This is a genomic window from Gracilimonas sp. B-17 (genome assembly GCF_056857935.1).
The window spans coordinates 271617-289217 of the sequence record NZ_JBSXOA010000010.1 but is presented as its reverse complement, the minus strand read 5'-3'; the positions used below and the strand labels follow the sequence as shown (position 1 = coordinate 289217).

Annotated in this window: 16 protein-coding genes; 10 read left to right on the top strand and 6 right to left on the bottom strand. The window is 40.7% G+C overall.

Going from position 1 to position 17601, the window contains the following annotated elements; translation table 11 throughout:
- Nucleotides 1–31 precede the first annotated feature (31 nt).
- Nucleotides 32–976 carry a DUF4097 family beta strand repeat-containing protein gene (locus AC13FX_RS04580; RefSeq protein WP_482879309.1) on the bottom strand — a complete coding sequence of 315 codons (945 nt, stop codon included), beginning with the start codon at nucleotides 974–976 and terminating at the stop codon, nucleotides 32–34.
- A gap of 123 nt (nucleotides 977–1099) precedes the next feature.
- Here AC13FX_RS04580 and AC13FX_RS04575 point away from each other — a divergent pair, with 123 nt between their 5' ends.
- The 4 genes from AC13FX_RS04575 to AC13FX_RS04560 all read left to right on the top strand — a co-directional run bounded on the left by AC13FX_RS04575 (nucleotide 1100) and on the right by AC13FX_RS04560 (nucleotide 5768).
- A complete protein-coding gene (locus AC13FX_RS04575; RefSeq protein WP_482879308.1) occupies nucleotides 1100–1951 on the top strand; it encodes a proline dehydrogenase family protein in 852 nt (283 codons plus the stop codon).
- A 92-nt stretch (nucleotides 1952–2043) separates the two neighbouring features.
- Nucleotides 2044–2430 (top strand): DoxX family protein, encoded by a 387-nt coding sequence (locus AC13FX_RS04570; protein WP_482879307.1) that lies wholly within the window; start codon nucleotides 2044–2046, stop codon nucleotides 2428–2430.
- A 220-nt stretch (nucleotides 2431–2650) separates the two neighbouring features.
- The gene (locus AC13FX_RS04565) at nucleotides 2651–4654 is read left to right on the top strand and encodes a hypothetical protein (protein WP_482879306.1); all 2004 of its coding nucleotides are present in this window, start codon (nucleotides 2651–2653) and stop codon (nucleotides 4652–4654) included.
- Between the two features lie 46 nt (nucleotides 4655–4700).
- Entirely contained in the window at nucleotides 4701–5768 is a 1068-nt protein-coding gene (locus tag AC13FX_RS04560) for a M23 family metallopeptidase (RefSeq protein ID WP_482879305.1), read from the top strand.
- Between the two features lie 42 nt (nucleotides 5769–5810).
- Here AC13FX_RS04560 and AC13FX_RS04555 read toward each other — a convergent pair whose 3' ends face one another.
- Complete coding sequence (locus tag AC13FX_RS04555; RefSeq protein WP_482879304.1) at nucleotides 5811–6497, bottom strand: hypothetical protein; 687 nt, start codon at nucleotides 6495–6497, stop codon at nucleotides 5811–5813.
- Between the two features lie 214 nt (nucleotides 6498–6711).
- On the opposite strand from AC13FX_RS04555, the gene AC13FX_RS04550 reads away from it, so the two are divergent.
- The 4 genes from AC13FX_RS04550 (at nucleotide 6712) to AC13FX_RS04535 (ending at nucleotide 9759) form a co-directional block, all read left to right on the top strand.
- Complete coding sequence (locus tag AC13FX_RS04550; RefSeq protein WP_482879303.1) at nucleotides 6712–7104, top strand: YciI family protein; 393 nt, start codon at nucleotides 6712–6714, stop codon at nucleotides 7102–7104.
- A gap of 89 nt (nucleotides 7105–7193) precedes the next feature.
- Complete coding sequence (locus AC13FX_RS04545; protein WP_482879302.1) at nucleotides 7194–7862, top strand: nitroreductase family protein; 669 nt, start codon at nucleotides 7194–7196, stop codon at nucleotides 7860–7862.
- A gap of 67 nt (nucleotides 7863–7929) precedes the next feature.
- Entirely contained in the window at nucleotides 7930–8538 is a 609-nt protein-coding gene (locus tag AC13FX_RS04540; RefSeq protein ID WP_482879301.1) for a TlpA family protein disulfide reductase, read from the top strand.
- A gap of 159 nt (nucleotides 8539–8697) precedes the next feature.
- On the top strand, nucleotides 8698–9759 hold the full coding sequence (locus AC13FX_RS04535) for a VOC family protein (protein ID WP_482879300.1): 1062 nt from the start codon (nucleotides 8698–8700) through the stop codon (nucleotides 9757–9759).
- 1 nt (nucleotide 9760) lies between these two features.
- Here the strand turns inward: AC13FX_RS04535 and AC13FX_RS04530 are convergent, their stop codons facing one another.
- From AC13FX_RS04530 to tyrA, 3 genes are all read right to left on the bottom strand, one after another.
- Nucleotides 9761–10240 carry a hypothetical protein gene (locus AC13FX_RS04530; protein WP_482879299.1) on the bottom strand — a complete coding sequence of 160 codons (480 nt, stop codon included), beginning with the start codon at nucleotides 10238–10240 and terminating at the stop codon, nucleotides 9761–9763.
- Nucleotide 10241: 1 nt separating this feature from the next.
- Nucleotides 10242–12935 (bottom strand): zinc-dependent metalloprotease, encoded by a 2694-nt coding sequence (locus AC13FX_RS04525; RefSeq protein WP_482879298.1) that lies wholly within the window; start codon nucleotides 12933–12935, stop codon nucleotides 10242–10244.
- Nucleotides 12936–12998: 63 nt separating this feature from the next.
- Nucleotides 12999–14132: a bifunctional chorismate mutase/prephenate dehydrogenase gene (tyrA, locus tag AC13FX_RS04520; RefSeq protein ID WP_482879297.1), complete on the bottom strand. Its 1134-nt coding sequence runs from the start codon at nucleotides 14130–14132 to the stop codon at nucleotides 12999–13001.
- A 206-nt stretch (nucleotides 14133–14338) separates the two neighbouring features.
- Between tyrA and uvrB the strand changes: the two genes are divergently transcribed.
- Both uvrB and AC13FX_RS04510 read left to right on the top strand, forming a co-directional pair.
- Nucleotides 14339–16390, top strand: coding sequence for an excinuclease ABC subunit UvrB (gene uvrB / locus AC13FX_RS04515; RefSeq protein ID WP_482879296.1), 2052 nt, complete (start codon nucleotides 14339–14341; stop codon nucleotides 16388–16390).
- A gap of 70 nt (nucleotides 16391–16460) precedes the next feature.
- A complete protein-coding gene (locus AC13FX_RS04510; RefSeq protein WP_482879295.1) occupies nucleotides 16461–17015 on the top strand; it encodes a class I SAM-dependent methyltransferase in 555 nt (184 codons plus the stop codon).
- A 51-nt stretch (nucleotides 17016–17066) separates the two neighbouring features.
- On the opposite strand, the gene AC13FX_RS04505 is transcribed toward AC13FX_RS04510, so the two are convergent.
- Nucleotides 17067–17552 carry a hypothetical protein gene (locus tag AC13FX_RS04505; RefSeq protein WP_482879294.1) on the bottom strand — a complete coding sequence of 162 codons (486 nt, stop codon included), beginning with the start codon at nucleotides 17550–17552 and terminating at the stop codon, nucleotides 17067–17069.
- Nucleotides 17553–17601 lie beyond the last annotated feature (49 nt).

Genomic DNA, 17601 nt, shown 5'->3' with positions numbered 1-17601 from the left:
CTGTACTTATCTTAACCTGTACCCTTTCTGACTATAAATATTCGATACGTACGGACCCTCCACTCGTTTTTGCATTGACCTTGGTTCCTCCTCCGTTAAAATCTCCAACTATTCTGTCTTTTTCTGCTCTTCCATTAAAATTTATCAGCTCAGCGTATACTCTGTTGGCATCCAGGTCAAGATCGTAACCATTCTCCTTGGGTACTTTTATAGTTATACTCCCTCCGCTGGTTCTAAGATCTATCAGGTCAGAAGGGCTGATGATCTCTGCATCGATGGAACCGCCGCTTGTCCTTGCTTCAACATTTCCGGCAATTTGCTCTAGTCTGATACTGCCACCGCTGGTTCTTGCGTCCAGCTTACCCGTAAGTTGGCGTACACGAATGGTTCCTCCACTTGTGTTTGCCTCAACTTCACCCTGGGCATCAGTAATGCTAATACTGCCACCCGATGTGCGTAAAACCATGTCGCCATTGATCCCTTCAGCCGAAACACTACCGCCACTAGTTCTCAGTTCTTGTGTTCCGGTAAGATTACTCGCAGAAACACTTCCTCCGGATGTTCTGAGCCTTGTGCGGGTTTCGTTGGGAGTATAGACAATAAAGGAGATAGAATAGGAATCTCTGTTATTCCAGCTATTGCCTTTTCGCTCTGCCAAAGCATTAATGGTGTTTCCACTTTGAGTTATCTCAATATCATACTTACTCAGATCTGCTTCACCGGGCTCGATATAACGACCTCTTTTTCTAACATACATCTCAACTCTGACCTTATCATCATTGGATCCAATTGCTTTGATGCTTCCTCCCGCCGTCCGCACTTCCAAGCTGACATTTCCGGAAACGTTGAATTCTTCCGACCTGTATACATCATTTGTTGATTGGGCCAGTCCGGTTTGCACTGCCAGTAATAGCAATGCCCCTACGATCAGCCAAGAGACTGTCAGGCTCCATATAAATCTTTTTTCTCCGCTCATAATATTATCCATTTGTTTGAACATGTGATTGTTACACGAATAATTTTTCGGATAGTTACACTATCAGTAATGATTGAGTCTATATTATTGTTTAACTTTTTCGCCTAACCATTTTGGAGTTTTATGAAGTTACCTTTCATTTTTGCAAAACGATTTGTTGCCGGTGAATCATTTACTGAGTCAATTCCCAAAGCCAAAGAGCTTAATAATAAAGATTTAAAACTCACACTCGACCTCTTGGGCGAGAATGTGAAAGACAGGCAAACCGCTACCGATACGGTCGATTCCTATATCAAGCTTTTAGACGGCATTAAAGAACATGACCTCGACAGTAGTATTTCCATCAAACTAACCATGATGGGGCTCGATATCGATGAAGGTTTTTGCCGGGATAACTTATTCCGTTTACTGGATGTGGCCCAGAAACACGATCAATTTGTTCGTATAGATATGGAAAGTTCTGACAATACACAGGTCACGATCGATATCTTTAAAGAGGCCCATGAAAAATATGGCAAGCATGTTGGGACTGTAATTCAGTCTATGCTTTATCGCAGCAAAGATGATATCGATGAGTTAGCCGGCATGAATGCCGATATCCGTTTGGTTAAAGGAGCATATAAAGAACCGGCTAAAATTGCACTGCAGAATATGCCTGACATCCGTGAAGCGTTCAAAGAGCAGTCAAAGGTTTTGCTAGCTAGTACCGATTTTCCGCGATTTGGGACACACGATGATGAGCTTGTAAACTGGATCAAAGAATACACAACAGAAAACGAAATTTCTAAAGACCGGTTCGAATTTCAGATGCTGTATGGCCTGAGAGAAGAAACAATGGTTCAGCTTACTGAAGAAGGGTATAAAACCCGTATATATGTACCTTTTGGAACAGACTGGCTTCCTTACTTCACCCGTAGACTTGCCGAGCGTAAAGAGAATATATGGTTTGTACTAAGCACGATGTTTAAGAAATAATTGGTGTTTGTGTACAATCCTGTTATGCTGTTGTGGTGTTAAAATTCTGATCTTTTGACACCTCAACATCTTCTCATATTAACGTTCATTTTATGGATACACTTTTTGATACCTCACTGCACCGCTACCTGATCGGCTCACTATTCATTCTTGCAGGCATCATGCACTTTGTTAAGCCAGAATTTTTTATGAGGATCATGCCGGATTACCTGCCCTGGCATAAACCTTTAGTATTGATAAGTGGCTTTTTTGAGATCATCGGTGGAATTGGGTTGATGCTTCCTTTTGCTCAGCCTTATGCTGCCTGGGGTTTGATACTACTATTGCTTACTGTATTTCCTGCAAATGTAGAAATGTTTCGTAAATACCATAAGCACCGGGGATTCTCTCCTTTTGTATGGGCTCTGCTATTTCGATTACCCCTCCAACTCTTAATCATCTGGTGGGTCTATTGGGCAGGTTTACAAGGACAGGCCTAACCTATTCGCTTTAACTTTTTAAGATACTTTACTTCCAATCATTCTGTTTTCCTAACTTACTGCTGAACCCGATCAATTTATATCACAACTATTGAAAAAAGCACTCCGATATTTACTTCCCGTTTTAATAGGAGTGGCCTTACTACCTATACCACTCTTGCGGGACCTACATTTTGAATCGGCAATGCTAGCCGGCACTATCGGGTGTTTCTGGGCTGGAATGCGATCAACATCACCACTATCAAAAAAAGACCATCATTACAGTCTTCAGGTTCTTGGAATACTATACCTCGCCTGCATACCGCTTTTTATTTTTGCTTTGATTTCAGGTTGTTTAACCATCGATGGAATTGCCTTCTGGATTTTCATCCCTATACCGAGTGTCTTTTTAGGGTCAGCGATCGGGCGATTCGTACGTAAATTGAACCTGCCTTATCCTAAATATCTCGTTGGTTTTATTCTTCTCTTTTGTGCTGTTGGTACTTTATTGATAGAGTTTTTCACTTTACCGCAAGTGTATTTCTACAATCACATCTGGGGGATATGGCCGGGGCCCATTTACGATGAAACAGTAACCCTTACCGGCTCCTTTCTGTGCTTTAGATTTATCACCCTGCTTTGGATCATCCTTTTATGGATCTCAGTTGACTGGAATAAGACGCTCAATGCCAAATTGTTATCCGGCTTCATTGTCATTAGCCTGATCTTCAGTTATCTAAACCTTGATAATGCCGGTATCATAAGTCCAACAGAAACCATTCAAAATGAACTTGGAGGTGTTCATAAAACCGAACATTTTGACCTTTTTTATGACAGAGAGTTCTATACAGAATCTGAAGTACGATATTGGGCAAACCGTCATGAGTTTCATTTTCAGCAGATCACAACTCAGTTAGATATCGATTGGCCGAAAGGACGAAAAATAGAATCCTATCTTTATTCTCATGCCTGGCAAAAAAAGAAGATCACCGGGGCTAAATTCACGAGCTATGTGCCCATCTGGCTGGAGCAAGATCAGCTCCATATAGCCAAACAACAATTGGACCGAGTTCTTAAACATGAGTTGGTACATGTGATATCAAAACAATTTGGGAATTATTTGTTTAATGGGAGCTGGAGTATCGGTCTTATTGAAGGCCTGGCTGAAGGAATAGCCAAGGATGCCTCACCCCACTCAACACTTCATCAGATAGTAGCCGCAGAAAGCCCCTTACCCGATGCAAAAGAAATGAACTCAGCGTTATCGTTCACGGGTTTTTATAGTAGCGCCGGGTCTATAAGCTATACCACGACAGGATCTTTCGTTGAATATCTGCTAAACAATTATCCTCTTGATCATTTTAAACAGGCTTACCAATCAGCTACCTTTAAAAATACATTCGCCTCCTCATTTGATGAACTGGTTAATGGGTGGCATGATACCTTAAATGAAACGGATCTAGATTCTGTTGACAAACTGATCTCTGAATTCATCTTTGCTCAGCGCTCCCTCTTCCAAAAAGATTGTCCACATTCTATTTCAAAAGAATTAAAGCTTTGGGATAATTATAATTTTCTGATGGCTTCTGAGGATACGGTAATTGCCTACCAGGTACTTAATGATTTGTTTGAAACCTTCTCGGATAATGCATTGGTCAAAGCGGAATGGATCCGTTCTAAGTTAAAAATGGGCAAACCGGACCTGGTTATAAGGCACAATATTGATTCAGACTCCCTCCTGAACCTTAACGTAATGTACGCTGATGCACTTTTTATGGCACAAGGATATGAGCAAGCGACTCAATATCTGAGCAAATTCAGTGAGGATATTTCCAACTCTACTGCACAAAATTTTAAGTTTACAATGGAGTTGCGCCAAGACAGTACACAATGGGATTTTCTGCTCGATCAAAGGTACTCCGATAATTTAGTTGATGAATATGATTATCTGAAGATGAACACGCCCAATAAATTACTGACATTGGAAAAAGCCCTGGAACTTAAAAAATATGAGAGGGTACTTCTTTATATCCGGCTGTTAGAGGATAAAACTATTTCTCCGGATTGGTTTGATATAATTGAAAAAGCCATTCACAGAACTGCGTTTATAGGTGAATTCAGCGTGGCAAATGAGCTCATCTACTTTTTAGAACATTCAAACCTAAGAGCTCGTTATAAGGAACGCATTTCAGAGCAATTGGAATGGCTCACTTTTTTGGATAACAGAAGCTATATTGATCAGTAATTGTAATGCAAAATTTTTGTTTTAATCCCTTCTATTCCACGGTTAAATGAAAAAACCTTTACTTATCATTGGGTTTTTATGTTTATTGGCAAACAGTTCCGTAATGGGGCAGGATTGGAGATTATCCGCCGGATATAATATTAAGAATGTCGGACTAAGTTATGTTCCCAATGACAGTTACCCGGTTGATATTGATGGCGTATCAAAAGGGATGTTCGAGATAGAACTTGAACGGTATTTGTTATACAGACTATACATTGCAGGGAAAACCGAGTTTTTGGTTAATGATCAGCAAGAATTATTTATTGGTGGCCCAATAAATTTCAATCAGGTCAATCTTGGTGGTACCATCGGTTTACAATGGCCGAAATTTGGAGTTTACGGGGGTGTTAAAACCGGCCGTATCTGGGATATTACCATGAGGTCTACGGATCAGAATGGAGCACCAATTTGGACGGGTACTTCCGGTGGTGAGAAGAATATCACGGGTGCTTTTACTGCAGGTATTAAATATTATCTGCTTAATTTTGTACGGCTACAAGCTGAAGTGACCCGTACGTATAATTCACCCTCCAATATCATTCCTCAACGCAGATTTAATGAAGCGCCAGCATTTCGATCATTTGACTTCAGTCCTGTTTCTTTTTCAGTCGGAATTTCGATCGGCATCCCCTGGAACAAACCCAAAAATAAAGGGCGTAAACCTGACCGTGAACTCCCACCATTGATTCGAAACTCATCTGTTAATTTTACAGAACCTTTGGGTAGTACCTACGTGACATCAGCTTTTGGTCCGCGATGGAGAAGCGTGCATCAAGGCGTTGACCTTAAAGCCAGCCTGCGTGATAAAATTGTAGCGGCTGAATCAGGCGTGGTTGTAAAGGCAGGAACCGGACGTGGATATGGTAAAATGGTTCGTATTAAGCATGGAGATGGCTACGAGACCGTTTATGCACATATGAGTAAGGTATCCGTTAAAGAAGGCGACACTGTCAAAAAGGGACAGGAAGTTGGTCGTGCCGGAAATACAGGAACCTCCACGGGAGTTCACTTGCATTTTGAGATCATAAAAGACGGCACACATATAGATCCTGAATCATATATACGATTTTAAGTCAAACATCTTTAACGGTATTTTGACACCTACCTGATAGTGTTAGTCTGATTCCCTTGATGTCAGAGCAACTGTGTCCCAGATCAGAACACCTAAAAACTCTGCTACACGCCTGGCATCTTCCCGAAGACTTACCAGATCTCCATGATCAACTACATTCATTCGAGATCCATCTCTTAATACCAAATTCAGCTCATAACTAACGTAATTTTTATTGTCGCTTCGAACCAGTTCAGGGATGATCTGAAGGGCATAAATATTCCCGATTCGACTGCTGCTTTCATTATCTCCCATCTCAAGGTATCGCTTGGGAGCTTTCCAGCCTTTCCAAAACATCCCTTTTGTTTTATCGAAGATTACTGGTTTCGAAAAGCTATAATACATCCAGCTACCTGCTGCGAAGAATATGGTGGCAATTAAACCAATAAAGAAAAAATCCGATCTGAAAAAGCTCCCGTAAGATCTATATGTCTCCATCCCAATAAAGACGGGAATACCGACACCTACCAAGAGAAAGATCAAGCTGAATATTTTTGCCCCCATTGTGGCCTTAAATTCAACTCTGCTATGATCGGCCTGAATCAGTTTATGAGTACCAAAGTTAGAGCCTCCCCTTTTCAGTGGTGTCCATTCCGTTTTCATGGCAATATCGTCGTTAAATTTTGAGGGATCAAAAGATGGCTCCCAAGCCTTTAACTTCTTTAAAACCTTCTTAATTTTATTCAGCATAGATCTTTTATATATGATTTTACTGTCAAATAATTACAACAATGATAATGTAAAAACCACCTTCTTTACTCATTGAGTAAATACATATTATGATCGATTTACTCAATTGTTAAACCCCAACACTCCTTGTTCTTAAATACTTAAATGATGGTTCATATTTAAGCTTCGAATCATATATTAACCTCCAAAGTTCTGTTCAACAAATCTTTCCATTATGAAAATATTATCATTCATCACTGCGATCATACTATCATCACAAATATCCTTTGCACAGGTAGCGGATTCCGTGGCTCAGCCCGAGACATTTGAATATGAATGGGCCGGTGAGAAAATGACCATGCAAAAATATTTCATCGTATTTCTTAAAAGTGGAGAAAATAGAAGTCAGTCTCAGGAAAAAGCCATGAAGTTGCAAGAAGAGCACCTGTCCTATTTAGGTAGTTTGTACGAACAAGGGATCATTAACTTGAACGGACCAAGTGGTGGACAAAGCGATATCCGCGGTTTTTCTGTTTATAATGTAGCCACAATTGAACAGGCCAGAGAATTTGCTGAAAACGATCCTATGGTTAAAGCAGGACGCTTGAAAGTTGAAGTTCATCCTTAGTGGCTTGCTAAAGGGTCTGGTGTAAAGTAGTTTAAAAGTCCATGAGAACAGACTTTACTTAAGGCCTAAAATCAAATAAATAAGTAGCCATGCGAGCTCCCATTTTTGTTCCCCATTCTGATTTTGAAGAACGTCCAGTGGAAGAAATGAAGAAGCGATCTTCTGAATTTTATAAACACATGAAACGTCGGCGAACGGTTCGGAATTTTTCAGATCGACCGGTTCCCCAGAAGATCATTGAAAATTGTCTGCTTGCTGCCGGTACGGCACCCAACGGTGCTAACAAGCAACCCTGGCATTTTGTGGTGGTGAGTGACCCCGAAAAGAAGAAAAAGATCCGGATAGAAGCTGAAAAAGAAGAGCATGAGTTTTACAACCGTCGGGCACCGGAAGATTGGCTGGAAGACCTTCAACCTTTTGGCACAGACGAGAAAAAGCCTTTCCTTGAAAAGGCCCCGTATTTGATCGGGATCTTTGCTCAAAATTACAGTTTTGATGAAAACGGCAAAAAGGAAAAGCATTATTATGTGAAGGAATCGGTTGGTATTGCCACCGGTATTTTGATAACAGCCCTTCATGAATCCGGCTTAGCTACACTTACTCACACTCCCAGCCCAATGGGTTTTCTGAATGAGATCATGGACAGGCCTTCTCATGAAAAACCATTTCTATTACTCGTGGTCGGTTATCCTGAAGATAATGTTCAGGTCCCTGACATTTCAAAAAAATCACTGGATCAGATCGCTACTTTTATCTGACCTCAGTGGTCATTCAATTGGTTATAACAACCGGTCAAGAACGTATTAAAAACACGATATTCAAAGCATGAGTACAGAGAGAACAAACAAGAAGGGGTCGTCCTTCAAGAAAGAGATCACCCAATGGATATTCATAATCCTGATCGGTGCCGCTTTATATGCCAGTGGATATCACACAGAAGTAATTGGACGAATACAAAGTGTTCTTCTTTATACCGGCATTCTACAACCGGATACAGATACTTCCATCATGCATGGCCAGCGTGCTGAATATAACATGCCACTTCTTACCATTGACGGTAAGCAAATTTATTTATCTGAGTTTGAGGGCAAAACCATTTTTATGAACCTTTGGGCCACTTGGTGTCCTCCATGTATCGCAGAAATGCCGAATATTCAACGATTATATAATGATATTAAGGATAATGATGACATAGTATTTGTCATGGCTTCGCTTGATCAGGATCCTCAAAAGGCCTGGGATTTTGTAAAAAGAAAGGAGTTCACTTTTCCGGTTTATTCGGTCATAGCTAAACCAAGAGTTTACGACAGCTCTGTGGTACCTACCACATATGTGATATCACCGAAGGGAGAGATCATTATGGAACATCAGGGAATGGCTAAATATGACACAGATGAATTCAAGAATTTTCTTAGATCTGTTTCTTCCTTGTAAAATCCTTTCACTCATTCTAATAATAATTTTTCGCCTACAAAGAAAAGCTTACCTTTCTTTGTATCATTACAATCAACTATTCATTAAATAAATTACCTCCTGAATTTTAGTTTACTCTAAAATAATCACTGATTATCTCATTCAGGAACGTCCCAAAGTATGGAAAAAGTCATCTCAGGCATTCAGCAAATTGGAATTGGTATCCCCGATGTCCATAAGGCTACCGATTGGTACCGGAAACATTTTGGAATGGATATTAAGGTGTTTGAGGATGAAGCCACGGCTGAGTTGATGCTACCTTATACCGGTGGAAAGCCCCATGACCGTACAGCTATTTTAACGCTCAATATGAAAGGCGGTGGTGGTTTTGAGATCTGGCAATACACCAGCCGAAAGCCTCAACCTGCAGATTTTGATATCCTTCTTGGGGATCTGGGCATCAATTACGGGAAAATAAAATCGATCGATGTTGAGAAAACATATAATGAGATGAGATCTTCAGGGCTTGATATAGTCACACCGCTTGAAGAAAATCCATCCGGCGATCTGAACTTCTTTCTCAAAGACCTTTACGGCAATATCTGGCAAGTAGTTAAAGGTGAAGAGTTTTTCAAACATAAGACACCAAAAACAACCGGCGGCGTTGTTGGGGCTGTTATCGGTTCTACAGATATTGAATCAGCTCAAAAACTGTATTCAAATGTACTTGGGTATGATGAAGTAGTGTATGATAAAACCGGTATATTCAAGGACCTTAATGGCTTACCGGGTGGAGACCTTAATGTTAGAAGGGTCTTATTACGTCATTCTCAAACCAGGGAAGGTGGTTTCAGCCGAATGTTTGGTCCCACAGAAATTGAATTAGTTGAAGTTAAAGATCGTGAACCCAAAAAGATCTATAAGGACCGTTACTGGGGTGACCTTGGATTCATTCACCTGTGTTTTGATATTCAAGGTATGGACGCACTTAAAGATGACCTCAAAGCTGAAGGTTTTCCTTTTACCGTTGACTCCGCAAACAGCTTTGACATGGGGGAAGCTGCCGGTCGGTTTACCTATGTGGAAGACCCGGATGGAACTCTGATAGAGTTCGTGGAAACACACAAGGTGCCGATCATGAAAAAATTTGGTTGGTATATTGATATGACCAAACGTGACCCACGAAAGAACTTACCAAATTGGATGATAGGAGCATTACGATTTAGCCGGATGAAACACTGAATTAATACTGTTCATTAGGAGGAGTTAATGCTTCTCCCCCCTCCATTTCATCAATGTCTTCAGGGTCAATTTCTGTTAAATAGTAGGAATTTTTAACACTATCATAGTTGACCTCCCATCGAATATTTGACTTATACATATCCATAAATCCTGATAGGTGACCATCACGGTAAATAAGAGTGGCTAACCCGGTGTCTTTATCTTCAACATTAGCTGATATTGACATTATTCCGGGAAAAGTTTCCTGAACTCTTCTAATGACCAAATGATACCGTTCGTCCGTCTCATTTTTCATAATAGAGAGGGTGTCTCCCTCACTTAATTCAGATATTCCGGAAAGATCCAGGCTTACATTAAACTTTTGTACAACCTGCTCTGATTCAACTTCTTTCGAAGACTTTTCTCCACTATCAGCACAACCATTAAGAATTACAGTGAAGACAAATACAAACAGCAACAAATATCCATTCTGTGATTTCATACTATTTTATCAAAACCATTTGCTTGGTTAATGTTTGTGAACCTGCTTTTAACTGATAGATATAAATTCCACTTGATAGAGTTGAGGCATCGAACACCACGTTATGTGTCCCGGCACTGACACGCTCATTATTTAACAAGGTTGCTACTTTTTGCCCCTGAATATTGAACACTTCTATATTCACTGTTTGTGGCTCAGTCAAATTATAACTGATCGTAGTAGTTGGGTTAAACGGGTTAGGATAATTTTGAGCTAACTCCATCTTTACAGGCCTGTCATCTACTTCATTGGATACTTCAACTCCAACATTCAAGGTTATTGGTACCTCAATAATTGGATTAACAGGATCATTGGTTTTGACCTTCATGATCGTCTCATAGGTTCCAGAGCTTAACCCCATGGAATTAAACTCAAGGTCGATCTGTCCTGTACCATTATTAAAAACGACCCCACTCGGGTCTAATGCCGCTAACCAGCTGTAGGGAGATTCCATCTGTTCTACCCTGATGTCATCAACGTTGATAGCCGTTCCGATAAATTCGTTTCTATGAAGCACCTGTACTACACCGGGGGTGAACCCACTCAAATAGCTGTTAGAGGCTAATAAACTTCCATCAAAATAATAATCTATGGTTTGGTTGTCAGTATTATAGATGATCTTCAGTTCATGATATTCATCAGGGGTTACTGATCCATATATTCCATAAAATGACCTCTCACCGCTTTCATTCAGGTCCGCCAGGAATATTCCTCCTTCACTTATTATCACACCGGCCGACATTGCCCCTGTTTTGCCATCGTTTATATAAAAATCAAAGGTTTCACTAAGAGTACTTGATCCGGTAATAGAAAAGTTGATCGTTACCTCATAATTTCCAAATAGTCGGTAACCGAAAAATGGGGAAGCTATAAATTTTGTATTCCCTTCAGAGTATGGCACACTCAAATTCTGACTACCGGTGTTAGGATTGGATGTGGAAATCGAAAATTCCGTACCGTTCAGGGACCTCCATTGGTTTTGCCCTAAAAATGTTCCTGAAGAAAAATTCTCTCCTGCTTCAAATGAGGTTTCATAGATCAATTCGTTTGTATTAACCTTACTTCTGCTACCCGGTGAGTTTATTGAGTAGTTAAAAGGCAAGGTTGTCAAGTGCCCCGTATCTACCGCTTCGATCTCTATTCGATCCTGTTGCTTAGACTGTTTTGCAACGGAAGAGCCCGGAAAATCAAAATCAACATCCCACATGAGATTACTGATGCCGGTATTTGAAATATCTACTGATACCAATAATTCATCCTCTTGATTGAGATTTACTTCTATCTGTTCTGTTGATAGTGCTGCAACCGGAGAATCTTGCGTGGTATTTCGATATCCTGAGATCGTTTTTTTGATCTCACGCATACTCAGAGCATTATTTTCAGGAGTTCTGCTATTATTTGTACCGGTTGGAAACCCCAGCCAGGTCAGATCCGGGCTGGAAAATATTGGAGCCTGACTTAAACCATCCGAATACGCCATCACTGTATGAAAATTATTGGTCTGATCCTGATAGCCCACTGAATAGTGAAATAACCCTCCCGCTTCAGATGAGGCAGCATCATTTTGTGTTCTTGCGTGTGTATTGCCCATATTATGCCCGATCTCATGAATTAGGGTATAACCGGAAGCGATCTGTTGCACTCGGTTCAGATTGAAGCCAAATTGTGGATTGCCACCGGTGCTGCTCAGCCTCCATCCAAGCCCCCCTGTATCCACAATTCTTGCTACTAACGACACAATATCTGCACCATATTGATCTCGCAGATCATGTACCTCTTCCATATACCCACCATATTCATTGTCGGGGTCTTCAAATACGGGATCACTGTCATCCTGTGTCAACCTTCGTAATCTTACACCCGATTCCACTCCGTCGTTGACTTCGTCATAACTTGTTCTATACGAATGAACTAAACGAAGTTTAATACCCGTGTTGCTGTTATCCAGGGCTGTTTGTGAAAGTGTCATAGCCTGAGACATCACCTCAAAAATATCACGATATGAGGTTTGATCAGCCGCCCAATCTCTTGCTGCATTGGTATACACCAGCATCAAATCAATAGTTACACTGTCATCAATGGAAGCCGAAATTAAGGCCGGTTGGTACTGACTGTTTTGTTCAGCCGTTTTTGATCTTAACCCATCACTGGATATAAAGTCATAGAGTGGAGCTACAAACTCTTCTGAGTTATTATGTAAGCCACAAGCAATTCTGTCAGACCCTTGCTCTGCAGAAGGCTGAATGAAATTCTCATTTCTGCTTTTATCAAATGATAATGACAGGCTTTCAACGTGATTCACATGTAGCAAGCCATTTATCCCGCCATCATGGTACGTAAAGCTCATGACCCCCTGATCACCGCTTTTTTCTTTAGCAATAACCGATATGTAACCTGGATAATATTCTGAGACTCTGGTTACTTCAAATTCCTGTGTTCTTTCTGCATCTATAGAAAACTGAAAGACCGTCCCTTTTTTCAAGGATTTCTCTGACAGGTATTCCTCATTTAGTTTGTAATAGGTCTTTGCAGGTTCATTCGTTTTATATTGAATTTCGGAACTGATCTCATTCAGTGTGATGGTTTCCTGGGCCTGTGCCATAACCATCACACTCAAAGAAATAAGCAATGTGAGTGTAAGCTGTATATTTTTCATTAATAAGATATTTATTACCGTTAGTCCCTACAATATCATAAATCAAAACCAATCATGCTTTATTTATGCAAAACGATCGGCTAAGCGGTTTATCAGATAACCACTCTCCTCAAGTGCTTGGGTAGCAAACTTTCCGAAGAAATCAGTCACTCCTTCAAATTGCCTTACAAACCCTTCTCTGTCATTTTCTTCGACTAATTTTGCGAGTTTTTGATGATGTTCAAAAAATTTCAATAAAAGGTCCCGGCGCTCTTTATTGGCAAAAACGATATCGGCGTATAATTCTGCATCCTGAGCAAATATCCGCCCCGTCATCATCAATTCGGCACGGTATATCGGAGACGAATAGTCAAGCATATCAGTCGGCTTAAGATCATATTCTTCCATGAATGACCCATGCAAAAGAGCCACATAGTGACGGAGACCCTGTACCAGGTGCATAACATGGTCATGTTTTTCAGGGTCTGCTTCTATGACCCGCATGCCCCACAATTCACATTGATCGATAAACCAACTTGCTTTATCTGCTTCACGAGCCCCACAAAAAACCATGAGCTGCTTAGATAGATTCTGTACATCCGGTCCGTGCATAGGGTGCAAGCCCACTACAGGTCCTTCATGTGCCGCCAACATAGCCTTGATCGGGGCCGATTTGTTACTTGTGAAATCAGCAAGAATCGTCTCCTTTTTTAACCGGCCGCTGAGTCGATCGATCACACTTTCAGTGACTTTGATGGGAACGGTTATAATCACCATATCCAGTTTTGGAGCGATCTCTTCAAGTTCGTACCAGTTTCCTTTATCAATAGAATAGGTAATGTGACCGGTTTGACTTGCTATCCGCTTATACAGGCTACCCATTCCTCCCTCACCACCAATAAACAGTATATGTTGTGGCTCTTTGGTGGCGATCGGAAATTTTTCCTGAGACTGAGTGGCTCTTGAAGCTGTCATGATCATTCGAAGAAAATCCTCTGCCCAGTTCGGATCTATGCCTTTCGATTTAGCAAGATCTTTGAATGCCCTTGATTTTTCATCCTCACGCTTTGGCACAAAAACAGGAAGCTGGTTCTCTACCTTTCTTTTGATGACATCCCGGACGATATCACCCCGCTCCGCAAGCAAGTCCAGTATCTGTTCATCAATTTCATCGATTCGTTTTCGGGGCGATTCTAATTCTTTATGTCTGTGGGACATGGGTGCTAGTTATTTGTATTTTGAGTAATGGCTGAATAGTGATCTTATAACTCACTAAAAAACATGTCTAATTTCTATTTACTGCAAGCTAAAGGAATGAAACAACATTTATCCTGTTTTGTGCTTAATACCAGTAATGATGAGTTAATTATTCAATATTATCGTTTCCTAAGTTACGTTACAGTTTGTACCTTTAAAAGCTATTTATGGCTCAATTTAAACTACACTCCCCTTACAAACCCGCCGGCGACCAACCTGCTGCCATTGCTGAATTGACAGAAGGCATCGAGGCCGGAGATAAATTCCAGACCTTACTTGGAATTACCGGCTCAGGAAAGACCAGAACCATAGCCAATACGATTGAAAATGTTGAGCGCCCCACTCTGGTCATGAGCCACAACAAAACGTTGGCTGCTCAGCTATATCGTGAGCTCAGTGATTTCTTCCCTGAAAATCGTGTTGAATTCTTTATTTCATACTACGATTACTACCAGCCGGAAGCTTACCTCTCAACTCAGGATAAGTATATTGAAAAAGACCTATCCATTAATGAGGAAATTCAACGCTTAAGGTTACGGGCAACCAGTTCGCTGCTTTCAGGGCGCCGGGATGTGATTATCGTGTCATCGGTTAGCTGCATCTATGGAATTGGCTCACCTTCAGAATATGAAAAGCTGATCCTGAACTTGAATGTTGGTCAGGAGATTCCCCGTAATACTATTCTTTACGATCTGGTCGATCTTCATTATAACAGAAATGACCTGGATTTTAAACGCGGTACATTCAGGGTTCGTGGAGATGTGATCGATGTATACCCGGCATATTCAGATGAAGGATTGAGGATCACACAATGGGGTGACGAAATTGAGTCCCTTCAGCTTTTTGATGTAAATGACGGCACCATCATTGAAAATGTCAACGAATTCAGGGTATATCCGGCCTCTCATTATGTAACCTCAAAGTCACGGCTTGAAACAGCAATTGAACAGATCCGCGAAGAGTTGGAGTGGCGTAAAAAAGTATTGATCGATGAGGAGAAATTTCTTGAAGCCAAACGCATTGAACAGCGCACTCTTTTTGATATTGAAATGATCCAGGAGATCGGATACTGTTCGGGCATTGAGAACTATTCCCGGTATTTAAGTGCCCGTAAACCCGGGGAACGCCCATATTGTCTTTTGGATTATTTCCCGGATGATTATCTCGTTGTTGTGGATGAAAGTCATCAAACCATACCTCAGATCTCTGCCATGTATGGGGGAGACCGGTCAAGGAAGGTGGAATTAGTTGAGCATGGCTTCCGCCTCCCCTCTGCCCTCGATAACCGGCCTCTAACATTTGATGAGTGGGAAGAATTGGTCAACCAGGTAATTTTTGTAAGTGCAACACCAAGTGACTATGAACTTGAAAAGTCCGGAGGGGTCTATGCAGAGCAGATCATACGCCCTACAGGTTTGATGGAACCTGAAATTGAGATCCGCCCACTGGGCAATCAGGTGGATGATCTCCTTGGCGAGATACGTGAAAAGGTTGCTAAAAAAGAACGGGTATTGGTAATCACCCTGACAAAACGGCTCAGTGAAGAGCTTAGTGAGTATCTGAAGAACCTCAATATCAAAGCGGCATACATGCATAGTGAATTAAATGCCCTTGAAAGAATCGAAGTTTTGTATAAATTCAGGCGCGGCGACTTTGACGTACTTGTTGGTATTAACCTGCTACGTGAAGGAATCGATATTCCTGAACTTAGCCTGGTAGCCATTATGGATGCAGATAAAGAAGGCTTTTTAAGGTCTGAGACATCATTGTTTCAGATCGTCGGTCGTGCAGCCAGAAATGTGGGTGGTAAAGCCATCCTATATGCTGATAAGATCACAAACAGTATTGATAAAGTGGTCAAAGAAACCCGCAGGCGGCGAAAAATACAGGAAGAATACAACGAAAAACACGGTATTACTCCTGAAACCATCAAAAAGGAATTAAAACCCCTTGTTGATCCAGGTTTGATCTCCAGTCAGAGTTTTGACTTTGCCAGAAAAGATGAAGAACCTGAAGAAGAAGCCCTTGAAGTCATTAGAGTTGCTGATGAAGGCATACAGTACAAAGCAAGTCCTGCCATGAAGGAAGTTACCTTTGAAAGCAAGGACAAGCTGTTAGACCATTTACGTGAAACCATGTATCATGCAGCCAAAAACATGGAATTTGAAGAAGCTGCCCGTATACGTGACCAAATTGCAAAATTAGAAGATGAACTTTAGTTGGTTAATGGTTATTCATTTTTTGTAGAATGACGCATTAACCCTCAACTATTATACAAATTACCACCACATGAAAGGTACGATCGAGTTTTTGAAATCATTTGCATCTGATAAAGATGTTGCTTCTATCACTCCCTCTTCAAAATACTGCGTTCGCCAGCTCTGTAAATACATAGACTTTCCCAACACTGATGTTATCGTTGAATACGGTGGTGGGACCGGGGTTTTCACTAAACATTTTTTAAAAAAAATGCACCCTGAAGCCAGGCTTTTTGTCTTTGAGACCAATGATAATTTTTATGATCTGCTTAGCAGTATCGATGATGACCGGTTAACTGTTTTTCATCAAACGGTTGAAGATATTTTAACCTTACTCCCGGAGGAATTAGTTGGAAATGTGGATCATGTAATTTCAGGCATTCCTTTTTCTTTTTTCAACTGGGATATGAAGATGGATATCCTTAATAAAACCAAAGATGTACTAAGACAGGAAGGTTCTTTTTTAGCGTATCAAACATCAGGCCACCTTAAAGACCCCCTCACTGAAGCATTCGGTAATTTCACCACTGAATTTTGTTGGAAAAACATACCGCCTTATTTCATCTACGAATCTATCAAAGATTAGAATTTCAGGGCTGCCTTCAGATAAAATAATTTCTATCCCATTAAAAGCTCATCATTCAATGATGATCTCCCCATCGCTCTTCTCTTTGGGTCCTTTATTCTTCCATTGATTATAAAATTGAATAAGGTTTGAAGCCGCATAGGTTAACATAAAGAAAGCTATGAAATAAGCCACTGAATCCGGATTCATGACGATAAGCACCGCTATGATCAGTGTCATGATCCCAAGTACACTAAATGAAAGTCCGAATAACATCAACAGACCAAATAGTCCTAAAAATCCGGCAAACGTAAAAGGGATCAACTCAGGAAATATGAAAATAAGTATACCCGATACGAAAGGAAGGGCCGTTATTGCACCGGGAAATCTGAACATCATGAACATGAGACCAAGTGCGATCAAATAACCACCTGCTATCAGATAAAGAAAATTCGGAAATATGAGTGTTAGAACGCCAGTTGCCAGGGTTAATAAAACATTGATAAGCTTCTGCTCTTTTGACTGTTGTTTCGTATCAATTTGAAAATTTATAAACAAACCTGTCCTCTTTTCTTAATAATTTATAGCATTCTATACAAAAGTCTAA